Source organism: Brevibacterium sp. LAARM3_SD1 (assembly GCF_057364765.1).
Genome location: NZ_JBNFOL010000001.1, coordinates 134959 through 159623, shown reverse-complemented (window position 1 = coordinate 159623; position 24665 = coordinate 134959). Strand labels below are relative to the sequence as shown.

Genomic DNA, 24665 nt, shown 5'->3' with positions numbered 1-24665 from the left:
TGAAGCATGATCACCTTGGAGAACATCAACCGCAGCTTCGGCGACAAGCAGGTGCTGCACGACCTCAGCTTCGACATCAGCGACGGCCGGATGACCGGCTTCGTCGGCTCGAACGGCTCGGGCAAGACCACGACCATGCGGATCCTCCTCGGCGTTCTCGCCGCGGACTCCGGCCGCATCCTCGTCGACGGTGATCCGATCACGGCACATCACCGCAGTGCGATCGGCTACATGCCCGAGGAGCGAGGTCTCTACCCGAAGATGCCGATCATCGATCAGCTCGTCTACCTCGCCCGCTTCCACGGCCTCACCCGCCAAGCGGCGATGAAGCGCGGCCTCGACCTTCTCGAGCAGCTCGACCTCAAGGGCGAACCCACCGATACTCTCGAATCGGTCAGCCTCGGCAATCAGCAGAAGGTCCAGATCGCTGCGGCGCTCATCCACGACCCGCAAGCCCTCGTCCTCGACGAACCGTTCTCCGGCCTCGATCCTGCTGCCGTCGAACGCACCCTCGGCGTCCTCACCGCCTTCGCCTCCTCCGGCGCCCCAGTGCTCTTCTCCAGCCACCAGCTCGACCTCGTCGAACGCCTCGTCGACGATCTCGTCATCATCAACGACGGCCGCCTCGTCGCAGCAGGCACCACCGCGGAACTGCGCCGGCAGCGCAGTCTGCCCGAGTGGACGCTGCAGACGGATGCGGACCTCGGCTGGGTGCGTGGTCTGCCCGATATCTCCGTCGTCGAGCTCGACGGCAATTGGGTCCGGTTCACGGCCCCGAATGCCGATGCCGCCGAGGCGGTCCTGCGCAAAGCGCTCACCGTCTCCTCGGTGTCGTCCTTCGCTCCGCACGACGTTGCCCTCAACCGTCTCTTCCAGGAGGTCACGCAGGCATGAGCACCACCGAAACGACCACCGCCGCCGACGGCACTCAAGCAGCCCGCGCCGGCAGCAGCCGAGCCGGATTCACCACCGCGATCGGACTCGTCATCGAACGCGAGATCATGGTCAGGCTGAAGTCGAAAGCTTTCATGGTCTCGACGATCCTGAGCATCGTCCTCTTCGGCGTACTCGTCGGGGTCTCCGGAGCGCTGCCCTCACTGTTCTCCTCCACGGACAAGGTGGCGGTCACCTCGGCGGGGGCGAAAGCCGTCGAGGGGATCGACGATATCGAGACCGTCGAAGTGGATGACGTCGACGAGGCAAAAGCCCTGATCAACTCCGAGGAGGTCGAATCCGCCGTCGTCGAATCGGAGGATTCGCCGACCGGGGTGGCGGTGCTGTCCCTGCGTTCGGCACCGGAATCGCTCATCGGCGCACTCAGTCTCACTCCTGAGGTCGAACTCCTCGATCCCGATGCCCCGGACCCGGCGCTCACGTACTTCATCGGGCTCGGCCTCGGTCTGGTGTTCTTCATGGCGGCGATGACGTTCGGGAACACGATCGCCTCGTCCGTGGTGGAGGAGAAGCAGTCGCGGATCGTGGAGATCCTGCTCGCGTCCACCTCGGCACGGGTGCTCATGTTCGGCAAGGTCATCGCGTGTACGATCCTCGCCTTCGCGCAGATCGGGCTCACCGCGGTCGCGGTCCTCGCGGGTGCCGCCATCAGCGGAAACGACATGGTGTTGGACAAGGTCGCCGAACCGATCGCCTGGTTCGTCCCGCTCTTCATCGTCGGCTTCGTCATGGTCGCCGCCCTCTATGCGGCCGCCGCCTCTATGGTCTCGCGCACCGAGGACCTTCCCTCGACCAGCACGCCGATCATGATGCTCATCTTCCTGCCCTATATGGGTGTCATCATCTTCTCCTCGAACGAAACGGTCATGGCGGTGCTGTCCTACATTCCGTTCTCGGCAGCGGTGGCAGTGCCGATGCGCGTCTTTCTCGGCACGATCGAATGGTGGGAACCGCTGGTGTCCCTGCTCATCCTCATCGTCACCACGTTGCTCGCGCTGCTGCTGGCCACGAGGATCTTCGAGCGCTCGATCCTGAAGTCGGGTCCGAAGCTGTCGTGGGGGCAGGCGCTGAGGCGGTGACAGAGCGAGCATGCCTGAGATGTCGAAAGTTATCAGCTGAGCTCAAACATGTCCTCGACGGCGAATTTCAGTATCACCGATCCTGACAACATCGGCTGTCACAAAATGGCAGACTGGAAGCATGTCCGAGAATTCTTCTGAAGACACCCGGTCGCCGGAGGTCGATCCGCCGCCGGTCAGCCGTCGGCAGCGCCGTGAAGAAGAATCCACGAATTCCCGCTCCCCTTGGATGCGCCGTTTGAGCATCGCCCTGCAGGTGATCGCCTGGACACTGGCAGGCATCTTCGCGCTCATCATCGTGCTCACGGTTGTGGTGCCGAGAGTCATCGGAGCAGAGCCGTTTACGGTGATCTCCGGATCGATGGAGCCGACCATTCCGACCGGCTCGATCGTCGTGTCCAAACATGTCGAAGCCGGCGAGGTCACATTCGGCGATGTCGTGACCTATCAGCTGAAGTCCGGAGAGCCTCTGACGGTGACGCACCGCGTCGTGGCGGTGGATGTCGTCGAGGGCAAGACTCGCTATCGGACCCAGGGAGATGCGAACAACGCCGAGGATCCCCTCCCTGTCCGCCCCGAACAGATCCGAGGAGTCGTCACTTACCACATTCCGTACGTCGGATACCTCGGCCAGTTAGTGCCGATGGGCAACCGACAAACCATCGCCACGATCGTCGGTGTCTGCCTCATCGGCTACGCAGTCATCATGTTGATCCGCAGCTTCATCGAGCATCGGAGGAAGAAGCAACTACCATCCGAAGCAGATATCAAACAATGATGCCTGCGGTCAAGATCACTTCTCTTTTGCACAATTTACGTTGCCTGTTGTAAGTTTATCAATTACCATAATTCACGGATGCTGATTACCTGCATCATGACGCAATTGAAGTCCAGTATGTGACTATTTGATGGCTTCACGCGTCGACAACCACCCCTCCCGTACACACAGGATCACACGTGAAGAAATCAACGAAGGCACTCATTGCTGGCGGCATCGGCGTCGCTCTCCTCGTCGGCGGAGCCAGCACCGTATCGTTCTGGACCGACGAAGCTGAAGGCGGCGACGGGGTCATTTCCGCTGGAACTCTGGACCTCGGCACGCCCGCCGGTGGTGGCTGGGAGATCAGCCACGAAGGCGACGGATCCGGCACCGCAACCGATCCGGTGGCGTTCAACCCCGGTTCTGACCAGATCGTCCCCGGCGACATTCTCACCTACACGCAGTCGATTCCCGTCACCCTCGAGGGCGAGAACATCAAGGCTGAATTCGACGGCACTATCGACGTGACTCCCTCTACTGACGCACCCGCCGACACTGCCCTGTCCGGTGCCATCGAGTCCGAAGATCTTGCAGCGACTGGACTGACCGGAGCAACCGGGGACCTCACACTCGACGGCGAGACTCTCGCCGGTGAAGGTGAAGGCACAGTCGAGGTGACGACCACGATCACCTTCCCGTGGGGCACCGAGGGTCAGTACAACGATGCCAAGCTCGGTGCGCTCAACTTCGCTGTGGACTACACCCTCACTCAGGTCCCCGGTAACTGATCCGTATCAGCTTCAGGGTGGGTTCGGCTGTTTCGGACCCACCCTTCGACTCTTCCTCAATCCCCGTCTCTACCTGAGGAGTACGCACATGTCTTTCCGTCGCGCAGTGTTCGCTGCCGCAGCCGCCGCTGCGGCCGGCGCACTGCTCATCGGCGGCGGAGCGACGTATGCGGCGTGGTCTGCTTCAACAGAGTCGGAGACCACAAAAGTCAGAGCGGGGACACTTGAGGCCGAAATCGCTCAGTCCGGGCCCACCAGTGTCTCGACCAGGTCGAACCCGAACATCGTCGTGCCTGCAGGAAGCAAAGGGATCATTCCCGGAGTCCAGGCTCAGCGGTGGACGTACACGGTTTCGAACTCGACTGAGTCCGCCACTGCGGCAGTGGGAACCCTAGACATTGCGGGAACCCCGTCGAGCGCCGATGACTACGCAGCCGTGCGAACCTATCTGCGGGCTTCCGCCACCGTCAACGGCACGAAGAAGGACATTCCCAGCTCCGCCTTTACCACTAGCGGGTTCACCCACAAGGTGGATCTGGGCAAGACTCTCAAGCCCGGTGGCACCGCGACCGTCACTCTCGATCTGTCAATGCCGGCAACTGCCACGAATTCGGCAGGGAAGAAGGTCGACGTCGCAGTCGAGCTTCTCAACCGGCGCAGCGCCAGTCTGGACGTCCAGTCCATTTTCACGATGAGAAACTCGCTACAACTCAAGCAGGCGGGCAAGCCTTGACGAGCCGCTTTCCGAAACCGACGCACCGCAGAGCGTGGATGATCACTGCAATCCTGGCTGCGTTGCTCCTGCTTGTTCCGGTTAGCGTAACGACGGCCTACCTCACCGACCGTGCAACGGCTGACCAGACCACGGGCGGAGTCGGCCGCTGGTGCTCGGTTCCCAATCCTGCTGAAAATCCCAACGTCTACCGGCTGAAGGACTTTCCTACTTATTCTTCAAACGGTTCCTCGATGATCATCGTCCCCGTTGTCCGTAATGGTGAGTTTGGATCAGGCGGAGGAGACGGACGCCTCGGAGTTAGGACTTGGGCCTGCGACTCCACTCGTCTGACCAATAACTCCACACTCAAGGTCACATCCTGGCGCAACTCTTCGGGATCCGGTTCGATCAATTGGAGAACACAAGCTTCGACTCTGGCAGCCAGCCGCCTGGATCCGGCCAGTGGCCTCGGAGCCAGGCTGTCTTTCCTGCACCGAGAAGGATCCACCTCACTTGCCGGAGCAGAACTCACTACAAATGATCGCCAGCTCTATTCGTGGATTGTGAGCTCCAACCGAACCAAGACGAACAGGGACGCTTTCCCTAGTTGTGCAACAAGTCTTTGTTGGATCAACATCGAGGCATACCCAACATTTTCGAACGCCTTCACAGGAGACACTTCCGGGAGTCGGACCCTCGACAACTCAGTCCAATATCTCGCCTCGAGTTACTGGATCAATGGAGGCGACTTCGACAAGTCCGCAGCTCATCCCGTCAATCTCGCTCCTTACGCTAACAACATCGATAGCTTCGACGGGCGCCAGGTGCAGTGGGTTGTCATGGAATGGTGGGGCTCGACCACGCCAAGCAACGACATGGTCGTCGAGGTATTTGTGCGATGACTCGTGGTGTCGTTCAGTCAACAGCAGTCGCGATGTTCGTCCTGCTGCTCTCCACGGTCGGCGGAATGCTCGCCCCCGCCTCAGCGAGCGCCGATGGTCAGATCGTCGTCACCCGTCCCGACGGGAGCGCACCCGGCAAGCTCTTCACCGACCTCACCTTTGTGCCCGGCGACACGAAGTCGGAGAGACTCATCGTCTCGCAGACGACCGATGAGGACGTCATGACCGGTCTCCGCTTCGAATCCACCTCACCGCATGGCCCACTCTATGACTTCGCCGAGGTCACGATCACCGGATTCGACGACACCGTATCCGCTCCCCTCGGCGAAGCACTTGATACCGAATCCCCGTTCTGGCTCGGCACGCTCTCCCCGAGCGACAAGGAATCGATCACAGTCTCCATCCGTCTCCCCGAATCGGCGGGGAACGACACCAAGCGAGATCAAGCGCGATTTCGAGTCATCGTCACTGCTCAGGGAGACGGTGTCGGACCCACGCCTCCGCCGACCGATCCGCCGAAGGACTCCGACGCGAATTTCGACGACAGTGCATCGAGCGATGCGGATGCCTCTGCCTCAGATGAGAATGATGGTTCGTCCGCAGACGGGGGCAACGAAGCTGTTGCCGCCTCAGACTCGAAATCGAACGGTGATGCGAGCGCGGGAGCCTCCGGTAGCTCGGATTCAGATGCCGCTTCGGACGCTGGAGGCAAAGATTTCGACGAATCAGATACAACAGCAGCTGCGGGATCAGATGCCGACGGGGCGCTTCCGCGGACGGGGCTCGGGTCGCTGCCTGTGCTGTTCGCCGGTGCCGGTCTGCTGCTCTTCGGCAGCATCGTGATCTCCATTGTTCAGAGGCGCAAAGGCCGAGCTGCGAGCTGACTCAGGCTCCAAGTTCCCTCCACTCACCTCACGCGGATGCCGATCAGGCTGGAGGCCGTCAGCTCGCATGCGTTAGTCACGCATTCGCCAGAGCCCCGTTCCCAGCGTTGCTCGTCATCCCCACAGATTCGCCTGGCAGAGTAGGCACATGGAACCACTCGAACTTCCGCTGACCACCGACCGGCTGCACCTGCGCACGTTTCGCGAGTCCGACGCCGAGGCGCACCTTCCGATCTACTCCCGTGAGGACGTCTCTCGGTTCCTCCTCCAGGACCCCTGGACCGCAGAGATGGCCGAGACCGAGATCGCCAAACGCCTCCCCCGCACGGGGCTCGAGACCGAATCCCGTAGCCTGGCGCTGGTCATCGAAACTGCCGACGGTCTCTATTCCCTAGAAGGCTCACGCGTCATCGGCGATATCGCGCTGTGGCTCGAAGACGGCAGTGATGAGAAAGCGGAGATCGGCTGGATCCTCGATCCGGCCGCCAGCGGCCACGGCTTCGCCACCGAAGCGGCCATCGCCGTCCTCAACGTCGCCTTCGATCACTACGGCCTCCACCGGGTATTCGCACAGATGGACTCGCGGAACACAGCCTCGGCGAAATTGGCTCGGAGGATCGGCATGCGGGAGGAGGCGCACCTGCGCAAGGACTGGTGGTCGAAGGGCGAGTGGACCGACACCCTCATCTTCGGGATGCTCGCCAGTGACAGGCAGACGGCTTGAGTGATCTCTGACTCTTTGCTCCGGGGTCCGTCTACTACCTCCTTGTCCATATGAGATTCTGAGATGGCCGTGGGGCCGAGACAGAACCCGGATTCGAAGGGTGGCCCCGGGCAGTCGAGAGTCAAGGACACCCATGGTTTCAGCCGACGAGCACGGGGAGAACGCAGGCCTGAAAAGAGGCCTGACCGCCCGCCACATCCGTTTCATGGCCCTTGGCTCGGCCATCGGCACCGGCCTCTTCATGGGCTCGTCGGCGTCGATCCAATCGGCCGGACCTGCCGTACTGCTGGCCTACATCATCGCGCGCCGCCGTCTTCATGGTCATGCGCGCCCTCGGCGAACTCGTCGTCCGCCACCCCGTCTCCGGCTCCTTCGGCCAATACGCCTCCCACTATCTCCACCCGTTCGCAGGGTTCCTCGTCGGCTGGACCTTCGCCTTCGAAATGGTCCTCGTCGCCGTCTTCGACGCCACCGCGATCGGCGTGTACATGGGCTTCTGGTTCCCCGAGGTGCCTCGGTGGATCTGGGTGCTCGCCGTGGTGTTCTTCATTGCGGCGATCAACATGATCGGAGTGAAGGTCTTCGGTGAGCTTGAGTTCTGGTTCGCGCTCATCAAGATCGTCACAATCATCGCCCTCATCGCCTCAGGCATCGCGATCATCATCTTCGGCTTCGGCATCGCCGACCACGACCATATGGGACCGCAGGCCCTGTTCGACCACGGCGGCTTCTTCCCCAATGGAATCTGGGGTCTGCTCACTTCGTTCACCATTGTCATGTTCGCCTTCGGCGGCGTCGAAATCATCGGCGTCACCGCTGGAGAGGCGCAGAACCCGAAGAAGGTGATCCCGGCAGCCATCAATTCGGTGCCGGTGCGCATCCTGCTGTTCTACGTGCTCACCCTCGGCGTCATCATGTGCATCCTGCCGTGGAACCAGATCACCTCCGACGTCAGTCCCTTCGTCGCGATCTTCGACTCCGTCGGTTTCACGGCAGCCGCTGCCGTCCTCCAAGTCGTCCTCATCACTGCGGCGCTGTCTGCGATGAACGCCGATATCTACGGCGCCGGCCGGATGCTCCATGGGCTGGCTGAACAGGGGCAGGCCCCACGGTCCTTCGCCCGCACCTCCCGCAATGGCGTGCCCGTGATGACAGTCATCACCATGGTCGTCGCCCTGCTCGTCGGAGTGCTTCTCAATTACCTCTACCCCGACCAGGCTCTGTTCCTGCTCGGGGCACTGGCCACCTTCGCCACGCTGCTGGTCTGGCTGGTCATCCTCGCCGCCCACCTTCGGATGAAACTCGTGATCACCCGGGAGAACCGTCTGCCCAGCGAATTCCCCGTGCCTTTATGGCCCCTCGGTTCCTGGCTCACCGTGGCATTCATTCTCTTCGTGCTGGTCATGGTCGGCATCGTCCCCGACTCGCGCCCGGCGCTGTGGGTCGGCCTGCTGTGGGCTCTCGCCCTGTGGCTGTGCTACCTCGCGTTCGTCCGTGGGGACGGTCGCCGACCCCACGAACTCAGTGACCGCACCGAGCCCATGGGGTCCTCGGCGAACTGACGCCTCAGCTCGTGGCACCCCAGGCCCCGCCCCGTCTCACGGCGTCCGCCGCCGAAGGGTGAGCGAACCGACGATGACGGCGCCGACGATCCAGCAGGCGATGAAGAGCACTCTCAGCCAGATATAGGCGGTGTCCTCGTCACCGGTCGACACCGCGTCCAGTGCATCGATCGCGTGCGAGAGCGGCAGCCAGTCGCCGATCACCTCGAGCACGTCGGGCAGCTGATCACGCGGGAGGAAGATCCCGCCGAGCAGGATCTGCGGGAACACGAAGACGGGCATGAACTGCACGACCTGGAACTCGGTACGTGCAAAAGCGCTGGCCAGCAGGCCCAAAGCCGTACCAAGCAGCGCATCGGCGATCGCCACGACGAATAGCAGCCAGACCGGCCCTTCGATCTCCAGACCGCACACCAGGGTCGCGTAGCCGACGGCCACGGCCGTCTGCACGACGGCAAGCAGTCCGAACGCCAGGGTGTAGCCGAGGATGAAGTCACCGCGCCCCAACGGCATCGACAGCAGCCTCTCGAGCGTTCCGCTGCGGCGTTCGCGCAGGGTCGCGATGCTGGTGACGAGGAACATGACGATGAACGGGAAGAGCGCAAGCATCGCCGGCCCGATATCGGCGAACACCTCGGTCTCATCGAAGATCCACGCCACCAGGCCGATCAGGAGGCTCGGGACGATGAGCAGCAGGGCGATCGTGCGCGGATCATTCCGGATCTGGACGAGGACGCGTCCCGTTGTCGCCAGAGTGCGCATCGGGTTCATCGCCGACCTCCCTTTTCCGCGCCGCGGACCCTGCCAACGCGACCGCCTCGCGAGAGCAGATGGGTCCCCGATCGCCGGCTCCGCCCGGAAGATCCCATTCCAGCCGTGTCCACTTCGATGATGTCGAGGAACGCTTCTTCCGCCGAGGCGGCCCCCGTGCTGGAGAGCAGATCGCGCGGTGTCGTATCGGCGATGATCGCGCCCTCCCGCATGAGCAGCAGTCGGTCACAGCGTGTGGCCTCATCCATGACGTGGCTCGAGACCAGCAGCGTCGTTCCCTCCTCGGCGAGGCCGCGGAAGAGGTCCCACAGATCACTGCGCAGCACAGGATCGAGACCCACGGTCGGTTCGTCGAGGACCAACAGGTCCGGGGATCCGAGCATCGCCGCAGCCAGTGACACTCGGTTGGCCTGACCTCCGGAGAGCGACCGTGCAAGCTGATCGGCTTGCCCTGTCAGGTCCGTGCGTTCGAGGACTCGGTCGACATCGGTCTTCGGAGCGCCCTGCACTCGTGCGAAGTAGCGCAGATTCGACCGCACGCTGAGGTCGTCATAGATGCTCGCCGACTGCGTCATATAGCCGACTCGGTGGCGCAGATCTGCCGATCCGGCAGGGCGGCCCAGCACCTGGACCCGTCCGCCTGCGACGATCTGGACCCCGACGACGGCCCGCATGAGTGTCGTCTTTCCGCTGCCGCTGGGCCCCAACAGCCCGACGATCGCGCCCCTGGGCAACTCGAGGTCCAGTGAGTCGATCACTGTCTTTCGACCCCTGCGGATCGTCAGCCCTCGTGCCTCCACCGAATTATTCATCATGCGCTGAATATGACACCCGAGGGCGCTTCGGTCAAGGGTTCTCAGGGAGAGATTTCATGACTGCCCCCCCACCGCTGGTGAGGCGCAATCGTGCTGGAGCCGTTCGGCTCACTTCGCGTCGCTGACCCCGTCGAGATGGCCCTGCACGGCGGGCGACAGGCGTGCAGTGAGATCGTCGACCGACATCGACGCCAGGGGTTCGAGGTCGAGGACGTGGCGAAAAATGAGCGCGCCCGCCATCTGAGTGAGGACGAGGCTGGCTCGCAGGTCAGCCTCGGCACTGTCGACACCGCTGGCCTCGATCCTGCGCATCACCGACCCTTTGAGCTCACGCAGCAGAAACTGCCTGATCAGACGGCCGGCCGCCGAGTCGCTCACCGCAGACCGCAGAACGGTCACCCCGATCGATTTCACGCTCGAGCGTTCCCAGGCGCTGAGCACCGTATGTACGAGAGACTCGCCGAGGCGGTCATCCGGTACGTCCAAAGCCGAGCGGACGATGTGGTCAGGTCGCACGGGAAGCTTGACCACCTCGGCGAAGAGCCCGGCTTTGGACTCGAAATAGTGGTGAACGAGTGCGGAGTCGACCTGGGCACGACGGGCGATGCCGCGGATCGACGCTTTGTCATAGCCCTTCTCGGCGAACTCGGCCGAAGCGGCATCGGTGATCGCTGTCCGAGCGTCACTGCCGCTTTCCTTAGGTGGGCGCCCCCTCCGGCGGGGCCCCGGCTTCACATCCGCCATGCTCCCCAGAGTATCGTGTGGCCCAGTTGCAAAAGGTCTGCACAACGGTCCTCCGAACCGAGCAAAGGTCTGGGAAACGGGCCTCTGTTTGGTCAGAACCACCTCTGCGGGGGTCCTAGCGTGGATGTAGCAGCAGTCGTATGAAAGGTTTTTCGGTTCACATGTTCAGGCAGTCGTCGAAGTTGGCCAATGTCCTCTATGACATTCGGGGACCCGTCCTCGAAGAGGCCCAGGCGATGGAAGCCGCCGGGCACACGATCCTCAAGCTCAACATCGGCAACCCTGCCCCCTTCGGATTCGAAGCCCCCGAGGCGATCGTCCAGGACATCGCCGCGAACCTGCCGGTGACGCAGGGCTATTCCGACTCGCGGGGAATCCTCTCCGCCCGCCGCGCCGTCGTCCAGTACTACGAGACCCGCGGCATCCACAATCTCGGCACCGACGAGGTCTTCCTCGGCAACGGAGTCAGCGAACTCATCACCTTGAGCCTGCAGGCGCTGTGCAACCCGGAGGACGAGATCCTCGTCCCCGGGCCCGACTATCCGCTGTGGACCGCCTCGGTGGCGTTGTCCGGCGGTACCCCGGTCCACTACCGCTGTGCAGAGGAAGACGCTTGGCAGCCGGATCTGGCCGACCTCGAGTCCCGGATCACCGAACGGACCCGCGGAATCGTCGTCATCAACCCGAACAACCCGACCGGCGCGGTGTACTCGCAGGAGACGCTTGAGAAGATCGCCGACATCGCCCGTCGCCACGGGCTCATCGTCTTCTCCGACGAGATCTACGAGAAGATCACCTACAACGGCGTCGAACTGGTCAACATGGCCACACTCACCGGCGACGATGTGCTGTGCCTGACCTTCTCGGGTCTGTCGAAGGCCTACCGGGTCGCCGGCTACCGCTCCGGCTGGCTGGCGATCACCGGACCGCTCGACGAGGCGCACAGCTACCTCGAGGGCATCAAACTGCTGGCGAACATGCGCATGTGCTCGAACGTTCCTGCCCAACACGCCATTCAGGCAGCCCTGGGCGGAAAGCAGTCGATCGACGACCTCGTCCTGCCGACCGGCCGCCTCGGCGCACAGATGCAGGTCGCCTACGAGGGCCTGAATTCGATCGACGGCGTCTCGGCCCACCGCGCCGACGGTGCGCTGTACATGTTCGCGAAGCTCGATGTCGAGAAGTTCGGCATCACGGATGACGAGCAGTTCGCCCTCGATCTGCTGCGCGAACAGAAGATCCTCGTCTCCCACGGCACGGCCTTCAACTGGCCCAAGCCCGATCACTTCCGGCTCGTCACCCTGCCCTCGGTCGAGGTGCTCACCGAGGCGATCGAACGTCTCGACACGTTCCTGTCCGGCTACCGCCAGGTGGCTTCGACGACGTGTGAACTGCCGGTGGTGCGCGAAACCGAGCACGCAGGATCCGCCGCAGCCGGCTGACGGCCACGACCGCTCAGGCGAAGCACCCATCCGATGCCGGGTGCGGCGGCGGCACCGAGCCCCTGCGACACTGGTCTCATGACAGAGATCGATGATGAGTCGGGGACCGTGTCCGCCACCGCCGTGACCGACATCGTCAGAGCCCTCTCCCGCGGGATAGATCTCAACCGGTCGGCCCTAACCGGCGGCATCGAGGACCACCCCGAGCTCATCGACTCCTTCTCCGATTTGTCGGCGACCATGACCCGGTGGAAGCAGAAGGATCGAGAGCGTTCGGCCCTGCTCGAAAGCGCCTCGGAGCTCATCCGTGTGCGAGACACCGAGAAGCTGCTGCAGAAGCTCGTCGACCGTGCCCAAACACTCATCGGATGCGATATCGCCTACCTCTCCCAGTACTATCCGGAGACCGACGACCTGCGTGTTCAGGCAAGTCGCGGAGCGATCTCGGCGAATCTCAAAGAACTGCGAGTGCCTCCCGGCGTCGGACTGGCAGGACAGGTCGTGCGTGATCGCGCCGCACAGTGGACGTCGAACTACGATCTGACCCGACTGCCTCACGAAAGACGCGTCGACTCCGCGGTGAAGGCCGAGCGCATGGAATCACTCCTCGGAGTGCCGATGGTCGTCGACGGCGAAGTCCTCGGCGCACTCTTCGCGGCCAACCGCTATCCACATGACTTCACCACCGACGAGATCACCCTGCTGTCAGCTCTCGCAGACCACGCTTCCGTGGTGCTGAAGACGGCGCAGCTGATGGGAGACCTCGCAGCGGCGGCCCAAGCCTCCGCGGAAGCCGAGGAGACGGCAGCCGCGCAGGCCAGCACCCTCCAACGGCTCGTCGAGGTCGAGGAACAGCTGACGCAGCTCGTCCTGCAGGGACAAGGAGTCCCCGCAGTTCTCGACGCCATCTCCAAATTGCTCCAGGCCGACGTGATCGTCGTCGACAGTGGACGCCTCGGCTCTCCGAACTTCCCCGCCGACGAGGAATTCTTCGACGGCATCGCGGTGGACAATGCTGACGTCCACGCGGCGCTGAGTCACAGCCGGGCGACGGGCCGAAGCGCACAGGTCGATGGAGCACAGCACCTGTATGTCGCCTCGGTGGCTTCCCACCGCCGACAGCACAGCGGACTGTTCGTCCGCTTCACCGGCGAACCGGCGGACGGTGACGCGAACATCGTCGCTCAGGCGGCGCAGACGCTCGCGCTCATCCGAATGAACGAACAAGCCCGGGCCGATGCCGAGAACCGAGTCCGTGGGGAACTCGCAGTCGACATCATTGCCGGCACTCGTGATCTCAGTGAGCTCGAGGCCCGTTCCCGAATCGGCAGCTTCAGCCTCTCCGGACCCTGGAGACTGATGACGATTCAGGGCGACAGCGATAACGATGACCGCCTCGGCGCCCACCTGGTCCGCATCGAGCCGCGCATTCTCATGACGCAGCGATCCCCCGGGATCACGGTGCTCCTTCCCAGCGCCGTGTTCCGCGACAGGCCCACCCTGGACACCCTGTTCGAGGAGTCGGGCGCCCTCGACAGTTCGTTGGTGATCATCTCCGACACCGATTACGACCGGAAACAGCTGCGCACCGCCGAGGACGAAATGTGGTCATGCATCCGCATTCTCAATTCCCTCGGCATCAGCGAAGGAATCTTTCCCACCGAGGACTTCGCACCCTATACCGCAATGTTCGGCACCGCGCCGGAGCAGGTGGAGAGATTCATGGAACGGATGCTCGGGCCGCTGCGCCGATGGGACCGAACCCATTCAGCCGAGCTGCTCTCGACGCTGCGGGAGTACTTCGAATCCGGCATGAACATCCGCAGCACCGCGACCCGAATGTCGGTGCATGTCAACACCGTCAAGCAACGCCTGGAGAGAGCCGATCTCGTACTCGGTCAGGGGTGGAGGGCACCGGAGCGGGCATTCCGCCTTCAGGTCGCTCTCCGTCTGGACAAGCTGAAGTCGTTCCTCTAGATCGCTCTCGCTATGTCCGGAAGAGCTATAGCCGAGAAGATCTCATGTCCGAAAGAGACATGGCAAGTTCGTGGATGCCTTGGTTGACTGATCTCTGCGGAGGAACTCCGACTGACGGCCGATGCCGGCCGAAGACGACCTGACTGGAGACTTACGATGGCAGAGAACAGCCGAATTGCCGACTTCAGAAACATGTCGGTCGATGACCGCAGGGAAGCCGTCGCGGCTTCGACCGGTCTCGACGCCGACCTGTTCAGCCAGATCGATGCGGATGCCTTCGGCCCCGAAGATGCCGCGAACCTCAGCGAGAACATCTTCGGAGTGTTCTCGCTTCCTCTCGGCGCAGCCACCAACTTCACGATCAACGGCACCGACGTCCTCGTTCCCATGGCGACCGAAGAGGCCTCCGTCATCGCCGCCGCCAGCAACGCAGCACGCATGGCACGTCCGCACGGCGGCTTCTTCACAAGTTCGACCGAGCCCATCATGCAGGCACAGATTCAGCTCATCAACGTGGCGGATCCGCAGGCCGCTCGGATACGTGTCCTCGAACGGCAAGCCGAGATCATCGACCTGGCCAATGCGCAGGACCCCAAGCTCGTCGAGGTCGGCGGCGGAGTCAAGGGCCTCGAGGTCCGTCTCGTCGAAGCGCGGACGACCACGTACGTTCTCGTCCACCTCCTCGTCGATGTCCGAGACGCGATGGGGGCGAATGCGGTCAACACGATGGCTGAGGCGGTCTCCGGAGCCGTGGCAACCATTGCCGGAGGCGACGCACTCCTACGCATCCTCACAAACAAGGCGGACCGTCGACTGTCTCGGGCACGGGCAGTCTTCGACAGGGATCTGCTCGGCGGGAATGAGGTCATCGACAACATCCTCCATGCCTACGAACTCGCCGCAGCCGACCCCTATCGAGCGGCCACTCACAACAAAGGCATCATGAACGGCATCTCGGCAGTCGTCCTCGCAACGGGCAACGACACTCGTGCGGTCGAGGCCGGAGCGCATTCCCATGCGCTCGTCGACGGCCGATACTCTTCTCTCTCGACGTTCGAGAGGAATGCCGACGGCGACCTGGTCGGCACCCTCGAGATGCCCATGCCCGTCGGCCTCGTCGGGGGCGCCACCAAGGTCCATCCCGCCGCGCGCACTGCTCTGCAGATCGCCGAGGTGGCGACCGCACAGGATCTCGCCGAGATGATCGTCGCCGCCGGCTTGGCGCAGAACCTCGCGGCACTGCGAGTTCTCGCCACCGAGGGTGTGCAGCGCGGACACATGTCTCTGCATGCGAAGAACCTCGCTGCCTCTGCCGGAGCGAACGCCGAAGAGACCGCGATCATCGTGGACCGCCTCATCGAAGAGAAGGCATTCCGGTTCGACAGGGTCCAGTCCATCCTCGACGAACTCCGCTCCGGTGCATCGCGATGACGGCACAGCTCCCACAGCAGTTCGTGCCGTCGAACCTGCCGACCGAGGTCAGCGTCTGCGAAGTCAGCGCTCGAGATGGTCTGCAGTCGCAAGCACGCACACTTCCTGTCTCCACCCGGCTCGAACTGATCCGGCGGCTCTCCGAAGCCGGCCTGAAGACCATCGAAGCCGGAAGCTTCGTCTCTCCGCAGGCTGTTCCGCAGATGGCCGACACCCGATCGGTGCTCGCAGGGCTCGACCTGGACTCCGATATCGCGTTCCCCGTCCTCGTCCCGAACAGTCGGGGTCTCGATGATGCCGTCGCGGCGGGAGCGAAAGATGCCTCGGTCTTCATCAGCGTCACCGAATCGTTCTCGCAGGCCAACCTCGGCGGTCCACTTCAGCACACCACCGAACGCAGCCTCGAAGTGGCACGCGCAGCGACTGCGGCGGGCATGCGGGTGCGCGGCTATCTGTCGATGGTCTTCGGGGATCCCTGGGAGGGCGCGGTCGACCCTGAGCACGTCGCGGCGGCTGCGCGCCGCCTCGTCGATGCCGGCTGCCTGACGATCTCACTCGGCGATACCATCGGGACCGCAACGCCCGGTCATGTGACCGCGGTTCTTGATAGCCTGGTCGGCGCCGGGATTCCGATCGATCGGATCGCCCTGCACACCCACAACACCTATGGCCAGGCGCTTGCGAATGTCTATTCCGCGCTCCAAGCAGGTGTCAGTCAGATCGACGCATCGGCGGGAGGGATCGGTGGCTGCCCCTTCGCTCGCACCGCCTCCGGAAATCTGGCCACTGAGGACCTCCTCTGGATGCTCCAGGGCCTGGGCATCTCGACCGGCGTCGACCTCGAAGCCGTGGCGACGGCCAGCCAATGGCTGGGCGAGCAGCTCGACATCCCGCTTCCATCCGAAACGTCCTCGGCCGTCCTCGGCCGGTAGTTCCATCATTCACGTTCCCGACAGCCGTCGGCCGACAGAAGGCAGGCAATGATGCCGCAATTGCTCGAGGTGTGGAATGACACCGTCGACCCCAAACATCTCATCGGAGGAATAGCCATCGGAGTCGGGATCGCTGTCCCGGCCTACCTGATCTCAGATCAGTACTTTGCTTCCCGAGGCGACGAGACTCTGGGCCATTCCTATGCACTCCTCATCGGAATCGTCGGTTGCATCATCGGCGCGGTCATCACAGGAGTGCTGTTCAAGCCCAAGCGAGTCATCACTACATCCGATTCTGACACTCGAAATCGCCAGGAGATCCTCGACGAAATCGTCGAGGAATACGGGGACCTGGGCGACCCCCGCGAACTGCGTCCTGCGGTCCAAGAAGAGGTCCGGGCCCTCGGCCTCTTCGACGCGCTTGTCGAGAATCATGAGGCTCGCGCCCAGGAGAAGGGCGGGGAGAAGTGAGCGCAGAACTCATCGAACCCGTCCTGTGGGCAATTGGAATGGCGGTCCTTGCCGGAGTGCTCTTCACAGGGATCGGCCTGATCTCCGGCACAGACGAAACAGCCATCGTTGCACCGCTTGCGCTCTTGGTGATCCTTATTGGCGTTCCGCCCTCGGGCGTCATCGCATTCTTCCTTGCAGCGATCATTTCCAAACATATTTCCCACGCTGTGCCCACTACGCTTCTGGGCATACCAGGGGATACCACCGCCGTTCCCATGTTGCGCGAAGCTCAGCTTCTGCGTTCTTTGGGCGTCCCTCACATCGCTTTGCAGAAGGCGATCTCTGGTGGTGTCATATCGGTTGCGATAGCAGTTCCGCTGTCGATTGTCTTTGCTCTCGTACTCACGCCATTCGCTGATGCTATCGGTGCCGCCGCTCCGTGGATCTTCATCGCTGCCGCCGTCCTCGTCGCCTATACCTCAAAGGGAAAACTAGCCGCCGTTGCTGCGCTCATCCCCTTCGTTCTGCTCATCGTCGGACTCCAGGCCTTCATTATGGAACAGAAGGAAGCGACCTTTACGACGTCGTTCTTCTTGGGAATCGCCACCGGTCCGCTCATCTTCGACCTGTTCTCCGCAATGTCGCCTGTCGGCCGTCGGGCCATGCGTCAGGAAGGCAAGCGGGAGTTCAACCTTGCGCCTGATGTTCGACCGAGAGGCGACAGGAGACTGCTTAACCCGTTCAAGGCTCTGAGCGGCAAACAACTCGCCTACACCAGCGGATCGGCAGCGATCACCAGCGCAACTTTCGTGTTCTCACCCGTGGCCATGGCCGTGCTCATGGGCGAAGCCGTCGGCAGCCGAATCAAGAATGGCTATGAGCGACTGACGACTGTCATCACTGTCAGGAATGGAACAACGGAATCGACCTATATCGCCGAAACTCTTATTCCACTGATCGCCATCGGGCTGCCGCTTTCGCCGATGGCCGCCGGTCCGGCGGCACCCCTGTTCAATGCTCCGCCGGTCTATACTCTCGACGCGGAGGCGGGGACGACGAACAATCTCCACGACCTGCTCACGACGGGTCAGTTCGCACTCTTCTCCGTGATCGCAGCGGTCATCGCCGTCGCCATCGCCTACCCCTTCGTCATGACGAACGCCCACCGGGCGGCGACCTGGGTGATGCGATCGGTCTCCCACGAGGCGATCATCGCCGGATTCGCGGCCCTCATATGCGTCATCTGCCTCTACGAAGGCGGACTGCTGGCACTCGGTGTGACGATCACCGTCGGCCTCGTCGGCGGTCTGTTCAACCGGATGATCGGCATGCACGCCGGCGTCCAGTTCATGGGCTACTACGTCGCCGTGCTCACCGTGCCCGCCATCCTCGCGCTGTGAGAAGGCGGCTCAACCCCCTGTAAAACCGCGGTGAGACCTCGACTCACCTAGCTCTGGGACCGAGCGTCACCGCCACTGCCGGGTGACCGTGCGGACGTCGGCGACCACCTCGGCGATGGCGGAGTTGTGCGCATCGACGATCGGATCGTGGCGGACGCGCACCTGCGGCCGTGCCGCCCGGGAGACGAGCAGAACGTCACGGCGGCAGTCGCTGAGCGGCATCGGGATGACGGTGATGTCCGGGTCGGTCGACAGCGATGATTCGGGGATCATCGCCACCGCCAAACCGGCCGAGATCATCCGATTGATGGCCGCATAGTCATCCATCCGCATCCCCACGCGGGGTTCAAAGCCGGCAGACAGACAGAACGAGCGGACGACCTCGTCGATGGCATCACCCGGGTCGATGCTGAACGCCCAGGTCTGTGAGACCAGAGCCGTGAGGTCCGGCCGCCCGTGGTCGTCCACGCTGATCGGACCGATGGACTTCGGAACGCACAGGAACAGCCGCTCCGAATACAGGTGCGCGGCATTGAGCGTCGCCGGAATCCACGTTCGGTCGAGGTCGGTCGACACGAGCAGCGCGAGGTCGAGGTCCCCGGATTCGAGTCGGGAGACGAGCTTCGCATGCTCGTCCATCGTCACGTCAAGGGCCGCCGTGAGTACGTCGGTCCGGTCACCGGCAACCGCCTCATCTCGGGTCTGCCACCTGGGCCGAGCCTGCAGCTGATCATGCAGACGCGGGATGACGCGGGCTCCGACCGTCGGCACAGCCCCGATGCGCACTGGCACCGCTTGGGATTCCCGCCACAGCGCCACCTCGGCGCCGAGGCGCTGGCACAGACCGAGGATCTCCACGGCACGGGTCACAACGAGGCGGCCCACCGTCGTCGGCTGCGATCCGCGCGGAGTGCGATCGAGCAGAGTGGCACCCAGAGCGCGCTCGAGATTGCGCAGATGATGATTGACCGTCGGCTGGCTCCACTGCAGCTGAGCAGCGGCCGCGGCGACGGATCCGGTCTCGGCGACGGCCCGGAGAGCGGTGAGCCCGCGAGTATCGAGTGGTTCCATTGATCTCCTCCATCGAGTTCAATACTGACTATAGAACAAGGGAGGAAAGTTGCTATTCTCTCCTACCTGCTCGCCTCCTTAATCTGGACGCATGACCGTGCACCAGGACTCCCCCATGCCCCCGGCCCCGCACTCCTCCTCGGGGTCGCCGATGCATCCCGCCCTCACGCAGTCCCGCGCGCCCTACGCCGAAGCCCTGGCGCACGCGGCCGACCGCAATTCGCTGTTCCTGTCCACCCCCGGACACGGAGGCACGACCGAAGGCATCTCCGCAGTTCAGGCCGAATTCTTCGGCGAGCACACCCTCTCCCTGGACATCCCCCCGCTCTTCGACGGCATCGACCTCGGCATCGATACCCCGAAGGACGAGGCCCTGCGCCTGGCCGCCGAAGCCTGGGGCGCCCGCCGCACCTGGTTCCTCACCAACGGCTCATCGCAGGGCAACCGCATGGCCGCACTCGCCGTCGGCACCCTCGGCTCCGGCGTGGTCACCCAGCGCAGCGCCCATTCGAGCTTCATCGACGGCATCGTGCTGGCCGGACTCAATCCCGGCTTCGTCTGCCCCAACGTCGACGAGGTCAACGGCATCGCCCACGGCGTCACCCCCGACGCCCTGCGCCAGGCCATCCGCAACCACCCCGAACCGGTGACCGCCGTCTACCTCGTGACCCCGAGCTACTTCGGCGCCGTCGCCGACGTCGAAGCCCTCGCCGAGGCGGCCCACGAAGCGGGTGCGGCACTGATCATCGACGCCGCCTGGGGTGCCCACTTCGGCTTCCACCCGGATCTGCCGGCTTCCCCTGTCACCCAGGGCGCCGACATCGTCATCATGAGCACGCACAAGCTCGCGGGCTCGCTCACTCAGTCCGCGCTGCTCCACCTCGGCGACACCGAATTCGCCGATCGCCTCGAACCGGCACTGGCACGCGCGTTCATGATGACCGCCTCGACGAGCGAGAACGCACACCTCATGGCCTCGATCGATCTGGCCCGCCGCGCACTCATGACCTCGACCGAGGCGATCACGGATTCGCTGGACAACATCCGCCACATCCGTGCGCAGATCGAGGCCACCGATCGCTATCATCTGCTGTCCGGCGAATTCCTCGGCCATGCCGACGTCGTCGACATCGACCCGTTCCGCCTGCCCATCGACATCACCGCCACCGGCCTCGACGGCCACACGGTGCGCAAGCGCCTGGCCGAGGAGTTCGACATCTTCCCCGAGATGTCGACGGCGACCACCCTCGTCGCGCTCATCGGCATCGGAAAATCCCCGGATATCGGCCGCCTCATCGACGCCTTGGAGACCCTGCGCCTCGAAACCGCAGACTCCGCCACGGAGACGAGCCCGGCAGTTGCCCTCCCACCCCTGCCCACGGCCGGGCGACTGGCGATGACCCCGCGTGAGGCCTACTTCGCCGATTCCGAACTCGTCACCGCCGCCGAGGCGGTCGGACGGGTGAGCGTGAACTCGCTGGCCGCGTACCCGCCCGGGATCCCCAATGTCCTGCCCGGCGAGGAGATCACCGCCGAAATCGTCGACTTCCTCCAGGCCGTGGCGGCAAGCCCGTCCGGTCACGTCCGCGGTGCTGTCGACCCCGGACTCGAGACCTATCGCGTCGTCATGACCTCTCAACGATTCCATTCATGACTGCATCATGACCTCTTCCTGACTCACCTGGTGACTCCGAATGCGAAATTCCGAGCAATGCGCTACGGTCCTCGATGTGGACGTCCAGCACTTCAAGCCCGTCCGCCCTGCATTCGAGCGATCTTCCCCTGCGCTGTCGACCGGACATAATGCGGGCAGCCGATCGACTCCCAGTGACACAGGACATGATGGACAAGAACGAACATCTCCCTGGAGACTCTCTCGCTGATTTCACGGAAGAGGAGCTCTTCTCCCTCATCGACGCGGGGACCACCGGAGCTTTCTCAGAGCTCTATCGTCGCCACATCGCCTCCGCTGCGGCTCTGACCGCCGCAGATACGCCGAACCCGCGCTCCCGGGCCGACGCCGCTTTCCTTGCGATCCTGAAATCGCTGCTTGACGGCACCGCCGACAGGACCTCGGGCTTTGCTGCACTCATCCGTGACGAGATCGGCCGGAGAGCCGACAGAGGTTCCGTTGCGTCATCGCCCGAGTTCGCCGAAGCAGAACCGGAGGACCTCTCCTCCTTTGCCCTCATCGCCTCCTCGTTCTCATCACTGCCCGACAATTGGCAGCGGATCCTCTGGCTGCGAGAAGTCGAGGGCCAGTCGGCACAGTCCGCCGCCGAATTGCTCGGCATCACCTCAGCCACAGCGGAGCGACTCACTGCTCGGGCTCACGAGGAGCTCGAGAGCACCTGGGCGCAGACTCGTCCCGCTGACGGGCCGCGTTCGATCGCTGACCGTGCCGAGCTCGTTCCTGCCCTACTCACTTCGCCGATACTCATCGAACGCCTCTCCGACACTTTCGTCGCGGCGCCACACCCGGATCTCGACACCGAGGCGGCAGCCGCAGGCTCGGTCGACACCGATGAACTCCCCGCCGCAACCGAACCACCCGATGCCGCATGCTCCGGTGAGTCCAGCGCCGACACCATAGTGCCCTCCGCTGTCACCCCCGCCTCCGAAGCTCCGAAGGCGACCGGCGAGCCTTCGACAGAGACCATTGATGAACCGTCCGCAGCGGCGGCCCAACCGACGACGGCAGCGCCCTCAGCCTCAGAGCACTCGGCGAACCACCCTGTGGCCGAGTCCGACGGCCCGACCGACCACGACGAGAACGCGAAGTTCACGCTGCCCAAGCCGGTGCTCATTCCTCTGATTGCCGCGTGCCTCGGTCTGCTCTGCACTCTTCTCGGGTTCGCGATCCTGCCGCACGGGGCTTCGACACCCGGACCTCGCACGAACAGCACCACACAATCAGATACCGGTTCGACCTCTGAGCAGAACAGCACCACCGACGAGGGCGACGAGTCGACGACCCCGGCCTCCTCCGAGAGCTCCGCGCCCGATGCCCCGGAGCACGGAGACGATACACCGAGTCGGCGCGGCGAGGACCGCGATGCGGATACCGGCAAGACGAGCAGGGCCGGAGACCGATCCGCCGAATCACCCGAGAACTCCCCCGGCTCGACCACCTCCGATACCCCGCCGAACCCCTCCGACTCCGATGACCCGACCGCTCCTGACGAGCCGAGTTCGCCGGAGGAGCCCGGCACTCCGTCCGAACCCGACCCCACCGACGACACTCCGTCCGACCCGGAACCCAGCGACGACAGTCCGTCCGACCCGGAACCCAGCGACGACACTCCGTCCGACCCGGAACCCAGCGACGACCCCGGCGCCCCGTCCGAGCCCGAAACCCCCAGCGCACCTTAGGGGTGCTCAATATCCGTCTGCGTCGTGACCGTCGCTCTCGGCCGACAACGCCACTGGACAAGTGACACTGCGAATTAAGCCACATCCTTATTGCGTATTTTCGAGGCCGGTTGACGAATTTCAACGACGGCAACTGCCCACAGGGCATTCGTCGTGAACTGTGTCACAACTTTTATTGACACTCCCTGACTACCAGGCAAGGATGTTCCGCATTGTCGAAATCCGACAGCAACTGCCGCGCAGAGTTCGCACCCTTCCGGCGACTCGGCCCTGCAACTTGCCCAGCAGCAGCTGAAACGAGGAACCACTGATGTCAGAGGCCCACGACAGACCCGCGCAGAAAGACAAGAAGCCGACCCGCAAGGAACGGCGTGCAATAAAGAAACAGAAGAGGTTCGAGGCCGATGACTGCATCGTCGTCGAAACCAAATCGATCCGCACCGCCATCGGCGGCACCACAGTCGGCAACTTCATGGAATGGTTCGACTTCGGTGTCTACGGCTACCTGGCCGTGACGATGACCTCCGTGTTCACCTCGGGTATGGACGAGCAGATGGGTCTGCTCGTGACCCTATTCGGCTTCGCCGTGTCCTTCCTCGTTCGCCCGCTCGGCGGCATGGTGCTAGGACCACTGGGTGACAAAATCGGTCGGCAGAAAGTCCTGTTCTTCACTATGGCCACGATGGCCACCGCCACCGCCCTCATCGGCGTCCTGCCCACCTCGGCTCAGGTCGGCCTGTGGGTGATCATCCCCCTCTACCTGCTCAAGATGATCCAGGGCTTCTCCACCGGCGGCGAGTACGCCGGCGCCACCACCTACGTCTCCGAGTTCGCTCCGGACAAGTCCCGTGGCTACTGGGCTTCTTGGCTCGATGTCGGCTCCTACCTGGGCTTCGCTGCCGGTGCCGGAACCGTGGCAATCACGACCGTGATCACCACGTCCATCTACGGCGAGAACGCGATGCTCGACGGCGGCTGGAGGATCCCGTTCCTCCTCGCCATTCCGCTTGGCATCGTCGCCATCTGGTTCCGTCTGAAGATCCCGGAGACCCCGAGCTTCGAATCGAGCGAGGAAGCCGGCCGCGACATCAAGGTCAAGGACGACAAGTACGCCCGCCACGGCCTCATCGGTGTCATCCGCCACTTCTGGAAAGAGATCCTCATCGGCATCGCCGTCGTCGCGGGTTCTCAGACCGTCGGCTATGCGTTGACGAGCTTCATGCCCACCTATCTGGAGGAGACCGTCAAGGTCTCGAACGTCCAGGCAGCCGTGGCCACGATCCCGGTCCTCGTCGTCATGTCGCTGTGCCTGCCGCTCATCGGCAAGCTCTCCGACAGATTGGGACGCAAGTTCGTCTTCCTCGCGGCCGCGATCATGACGATCGTCCTCATCGTTCCCGCCTTCGCCGTCATGCAGATCGGTGAGATGTGGGCTGTGATGGTGGCTCTGTTCATGGTCGCTCTGCCCGCAGGGTTCTACATCGCCTGCCTGGCCTCGACGTTGCCGGCCCTGTTCCCGACCGCGTCGCGCTACGGTGCGATGGGCCTGACGTTCAACCTCGGCGTCTCCCTGTTCGGCGGCACCACGCCTCTGTTCGCCCAGGCTCTCATCGATCTCACCGACAACTCGTACATGCCTGCGTTCTACATCCTGTTCTTCTCGGTCGTCGCGCTCGTCGCCGTGCTGCTCATGAAGGAATCGGCGCACAAGCCGCTGCCGGGCTCGTTCCCGACTGTGAACACCCACGAAGAGGCCGAAGAACTGGCCAGGACCCAGACGGACAACCCGGATCTGGACATCGAGTCCATGCCGATCGTCGACATCGACCCCGACAAGGCGCCCGCCTGATCAGAGTCAATCTGGTCAGCAAGTGATCGCTGATCGAATA

The 24665-nt window shown here is 63.4% G+C and carries 21 protein-coding genes and 1 pseudogene; 18 read left to right on the top strand and 4 right to left on the bottom strand.

Annotation, left to right across the window (positions count from 1 at the left end):
- Positions 1-6 precede the first annotated feature (6 nt).
- The 9 genes and pseudogenes from AC2W7L_RS00710 to AC2W7L_RS00670 all read left to right on the top strand — a co-directional run bounded on the left by AC2W7L_RS00710 (position 7) and on the right by AC2W7L_RS00670 (position 8368).
- Entirely contained in the window at positions 7-894 is an 888-nt protein-coding gene (locus AC2W7L_RS00710) for an ABC transporter ATP-binding protein (RefSeq protein ID WP_265418574.1), read from the top strand.
- Positions 891-2033 (top strand): ABC transporter permease, encoded by a 1143-nt coding sequence (locus tag AC2W7L_RS00705; protein WP_265418575.1) that lies wholly within the window; start codon positions 891-893, stop codon positions 2031-2033. Before AC2W7L_RS00710 ends, AC2W7L_RS00705 begins: the two co-directional genes overlap by 4 nt.
- 121 nt (positions 2034-2154) lie before the next feature.
- Positions 2155-2811, top strand: a complete 657-nt coding sequence (locus AC2W7L_RS00700) for a signal peptidase I (protein WP_486002818.1) — start codon at positions 2155-2157, stop codon at positions 2809-2811.
- Positions 2812-2990: 179 nt separating this feature from the next.
- Positions 2991-3581 carry an alternate-type signal peptide domain-containing protein gene (locus tag AC2W7L_RS00695; protein ID WP_265418577.1) on the top strand — a complete coding sequence of 197 codons (591 nt, stop codon included), beginning with the start codon at positions 2991-2993 and terminating at the stop codon, positions 3579-3581.
- 88 nt (positions 3582-3669) lie between these two features.
- Positions 3670-4314: a SipW-dependent-type signal peptide-containing protein gene (locus tag AC2W7L_RS00690; protein WP_486002817.1), complete on the top strand. Its 645-nt coding sequence runs from the start codon at positions 3670-3672 to the stop codon at positions 4312-4314.
- 38 nt (positions 4315-4352) lie between these two features.
- Entirely contained in the window at positions 4353-5198 is an 846-nt protein-coding gene (locus AC2W7L_RS00685) for a hypothetical protein (RefSeq protein WP_265418579.1), read from the top strand.
- Positions 5195-6082 (top strand): hypothetical protein, encoded by an 888-nt coding sequence (locus tag AC2W7L_RS00680; RefSeq protein ID WP_486002816.1) that lies wholly within the window; start codon positions 5195-5197, stop codon positions 6080-6082. Before AC2W7L_RS00685 ends, AC2W7L_RS00680 begins: the two co-directional genes overlap by 4 nt.
- Positions 6083-6230: 148 nt before the next feature.
- A complete protein-coding gene (locus AC2W7L_RS00675) occupies positions 6231-6806 on the top strand; it encodes a GNAT family N-acetyltransferase (protein WP_486002815.1) in 576 nt (191 codons plus the stop codon).
- Positions 6807-6939: 133 nt separating this feature from the next.
- A pseudogene (locus AC2W7L_RS00670) lies at positions 6940-8368 on the top strand (amino acid permease).
- Between the two features lie 36 nt (positions 8369-8404).
- Here AC2W7L_RS00670 and AC2W7L_RS00665 read toward each other — a convergent pair.
- From AC2W7L_RS00665 to AC2W7L_RS00655, 3 genes are all read right to left on the bottom strand, one after another.
- Positions 8405-9139 (bottom strand): ABC transporter permease, encoded by a 735-nt coding sequence (locus AC2W7L_RS00665; protein ID WP_062240557.1) that lies wholly within the window; start codon positions 9137-9139, stop codon positions 8405-8407.
- Positions 9136-9897, bottom strand: a complete 762-nt coding sequence (locus AC2W7L_RS00660) for an ABC transporter ATP-binding protein (RefSeq protein WP_486002814.1) — start codon at positions 9895-9897, stop codon at positions 9136-9138. Before AC2W7L_RS00660 ends, AC2W7L_RS00665 begins: the two co-directional genes overlap by 4 nt.
- 165 nt (positions 9898-10062) lie before the next feature.
- The gene (locus AC2W7L_RS00655; protein ID WP_062240555.1) at positions 10063-10698 is read right to left on the bottom strand and encodes a TetR/AcrR family transcriptional regulator; all 636 of its coding nucleotides are present in this window, start codon (positions 10696-10698) and stop codon (positions 10063-10065) included.
- Positions 10699-10859: 161 nt separating this feature from the next.
- Between AC2W7L_RS00655 and AC2W7L_RS00650 the strand changes: the two genes are divergently transcribed.
- From AC2W7L_RS00650 to AC2W7L_RS00625, 6 genes are all read left to right on the top strand, one after another.
- A complete protein-coding gene (locus AC2W7L_RS00650; protein ID WP_486002813.1) occupies positions 10860-12140 on the top strand; it encodes a pyridoxal phosphate-dependent aminotransferase in 1281 nt (426 codons plus the stop codon).
- Between the two features lie 78 nt (positions 12141-12218).
- Positions 12219-14117, top strand: coding sequence for a helix-turn-helix domain-containing protein (locus AC2W7L_RS00645; RefSeq protein ID WP_486002812.1), 1899 nt, complete (start codon positions 12219-12221; stop codon positions 14115-14117).
- 156 nt (positions 14118-14273) lie between these two features.
- Positions 14274-15548, top strand: a complete 1275-nt coding sequence (locus AC2W7L_RS00640; protein ID WP_486002811.1) for a hydroxymethylglutaryl-CoA reductase, degradative — start codon at positions 14274-14276, stop codon at positions 15546-15548.
- Positions 15545-16480: a hydroxymethylglutaryl-CoA lyase gene (locus AC2W7L_RS00635; protein WP_486002810.1), complete on the top strand. Its 936-nt coding sequence runs from the start codon at positions 15545-15547 to the stop codon at positions 16478-16480. Before AC2W7L_RS00640 ends, AC2W7L_RS00635 begins: the two co-directional genes overlap by 4 nt.
- Before the next feature lie 48 nt (positions 16481-16528).
- Positions 16529-16951, top strand: coding sequence for a hypothetical protein (locus tag AC2W7L_RS00630; protein WP_157070503.1), 423 nt, complete (start codon positions 16529-16531; stop codon positions 16949-16951).
- Positions 16948-18333: a tripartite tricarboxylate transporter permease gene (locus AC2W7L_RS00625; RefSeq protein ID WP_127365151.1), complete on the top strand. Its 1386-nt coding sequence runs from the start codon at positions 16948-16950 to the stop codon at positions 18331-18333. Before AC2W7L_RS00630 ends, AC2W7L_RS00625 begins: the two co-directional genes overlap by 4 nt.
- Before the next feature lie 66 nt (positions 18334-18399).
- On the opposite strand, the gene AC2W7L_RS00620 is transcribed toward AC2W7L_RS00625, so the two are convergent.
- Positions 18400-19404, bottom strand: coding sequence for a LysR family transcriptional regulator (locus AC2W7L_RS00620; RefSeq protein WP_486002809.1), 1005 nt, complete (start codon positions 19402-19404; stop codon positions 18400-18402).
- Between the two features lie 91 nt (positions 19405-19495).
- Here AC2W7L_RS00620 and AC2W7L_RS00615 point away from each other — a divergent pair, with 91 nt between their 5' ends.
- The 3 genes from AC2W7L_RS00615 (at position 19496) to AC2W7L_RS00605 (ending at position 24625) form a co-directional block, all read left to right on the top strand.
- Complete coding sequence (locus AC2W7L_RS00615) at positions 19496-21058, top strand: aminotransferase class I/II-fold pyridoxal phosphate-dependent enzyme (protein WP_486002808.1); 1563 nt, start codon at positions 19496-19498, stop codon at positions 21056-21058.
- Positions 21059-21246: 188 nt separating this feature from the next.
- A complete protein-coding gene (locus tag AC2W7L_RS00610; RefSeq protein WP_486002807.1) occupies positions 21247-22776 on the top strand; it encodes an RNA polymerase sigma factor in 1530 nt (509 codons plus the stop codon).
- Between the two features lie 310 nt (positions 22777-23086).
- The gene (locus tag AC2W7L_RS00605) at positions 23087-24625 is read left to right on the top strand and encodes an MFS transporter (RefSeq protein ID WP_486002806.1); all 1539 of its coding nucleotides are present in this window, start codon (positions 23087-23089) and stop codon (positions 24623-24625) included.
- Positions 24626-24665: the final 40 nt, after the last annotated feature.

Coding starts and splice junctions, on each gene's coding strand:
- AC2W7L_RS00705 (WP_265418575.1), top strand. CDS start 891: ATGAGCACCACCGAAACGACCACCGCCGCCGACGGCACTCAAGCAGCC.
- AC2W7L_RS00610 (WP_486002807.1), top strand. CDS start 21,247: ATGGACAAGAACGAACATCTCCCTGGAGACTCTCTCGCTGATTTCACG.
- AC2W7L_RS00655 (WP_062240555.1), bottom strand. CDS start 10,698: ATGGCGGATGTGAAGCCGGGGCCCCGCCGGAGGGGGCGCCCACCTAAG.
- AC2W7L_RS00620 (WP_486002809.1), bottom strand. CDS start 19,404: ATGGAACCACTCGATACTCGCGGGCTCACCGCTCTCCGGGCCGTCGCC.
- AC2W7L_RS00650 (WP_486002813.1), top strand. CDS start 10,860: ATGTTCAGGCAGTCGTCGAAGTTGGCCAATGTCCTCTATGACATTCGG.
- AC2W7L_RS00700 (WP_486002818.1), top strand. CDS start 2,155: ATGTCCGAGAATTCTTCTGAAGACACCCGGTCGCCGGAGGTCGATCCG.
- AC2W7L_RS00615 (WP_486002808.1), top strand. CDS start 19,496: ATGACCGTGCACCAGGACTCCCCCATGCCCCCGGCCCCGCACTCCTCC.
- AC2W7L_RS00665 (WP_062240557.1), bottom strand. CDS start 9,139: ATGAACCCGATGCGCACTCTGGCGACAACGGGACGCGTCCTCGTCCAG.
- AC2W7L_RS00675 (WP_486002815.1), top strand. CDS start 6,231: ATGGAACCACTCGAACTTCCGCTGACCACCGACCGGCTGCACCTGCGC.
- AC2W7L_RS00635 (WP_486002810.1), top strand. CDS start 15,545: ATGACGGCACAGCTCCCACAGCAGTTCGTGCCGTCGAACCTGCCGACC.
- AC2W7L_RS00645 (WP_486002812.1), top strand. CDS start 12,219: ATGACAGAGATCGATGATGAGTCGGGGACCGTGTCCGCCACCGCCGTG.
- AC2W7L_RS00710 (WP_265418574.1), top strand. CDS start 7: ATGATCACCTTGGAGAACATCAACCGCAGCTTCGGCGACAAGCAGGTG.
- AC2W7L_RS00690 (WP_486002817.1), top strand. CDS start 3,670: ATGTCTTTCCGTCGCGCAGTGTTCGCTGCCGCAGCCGCCGCTGCGGCC.
- AC2W7L_RS00680 (WP_486002816.1), top strand. CDS start 5,195: ATGACTCGTGGTGTCGTTCAGTCAACAGCAGTCGCGATGTTCGTCCTG.
- AC2W7L_RS00630 (WP_157070503.1), top strand. CDS start 16,529: ATGATGCCGCAATTGCTCGAGGTGTGGAATGACACCGTCGACCCCAAA.
- AC2W7L_RS00605 (WP_486002806.1), top strand. CDS start 23,087: ATGTCAGAGGCCCACGACAGACCCGCGCAGAAAGACAAGAAGCCGACC.
- AC2W7L_RS00640 (WP_486002811.1), top strand. CDS start 14,274: ATGGCAGAGAACAGCCGAATTGCCGACTTCAGAAACATGTCGGTCGAT.
- AC2W7L_RS00685 (WP_265418579.1), top strand. CDS start 4,353: ATGATCACTGCAATCCTGGCTGCGTTGCTCCTGCTTGTTCCGGTTAGC.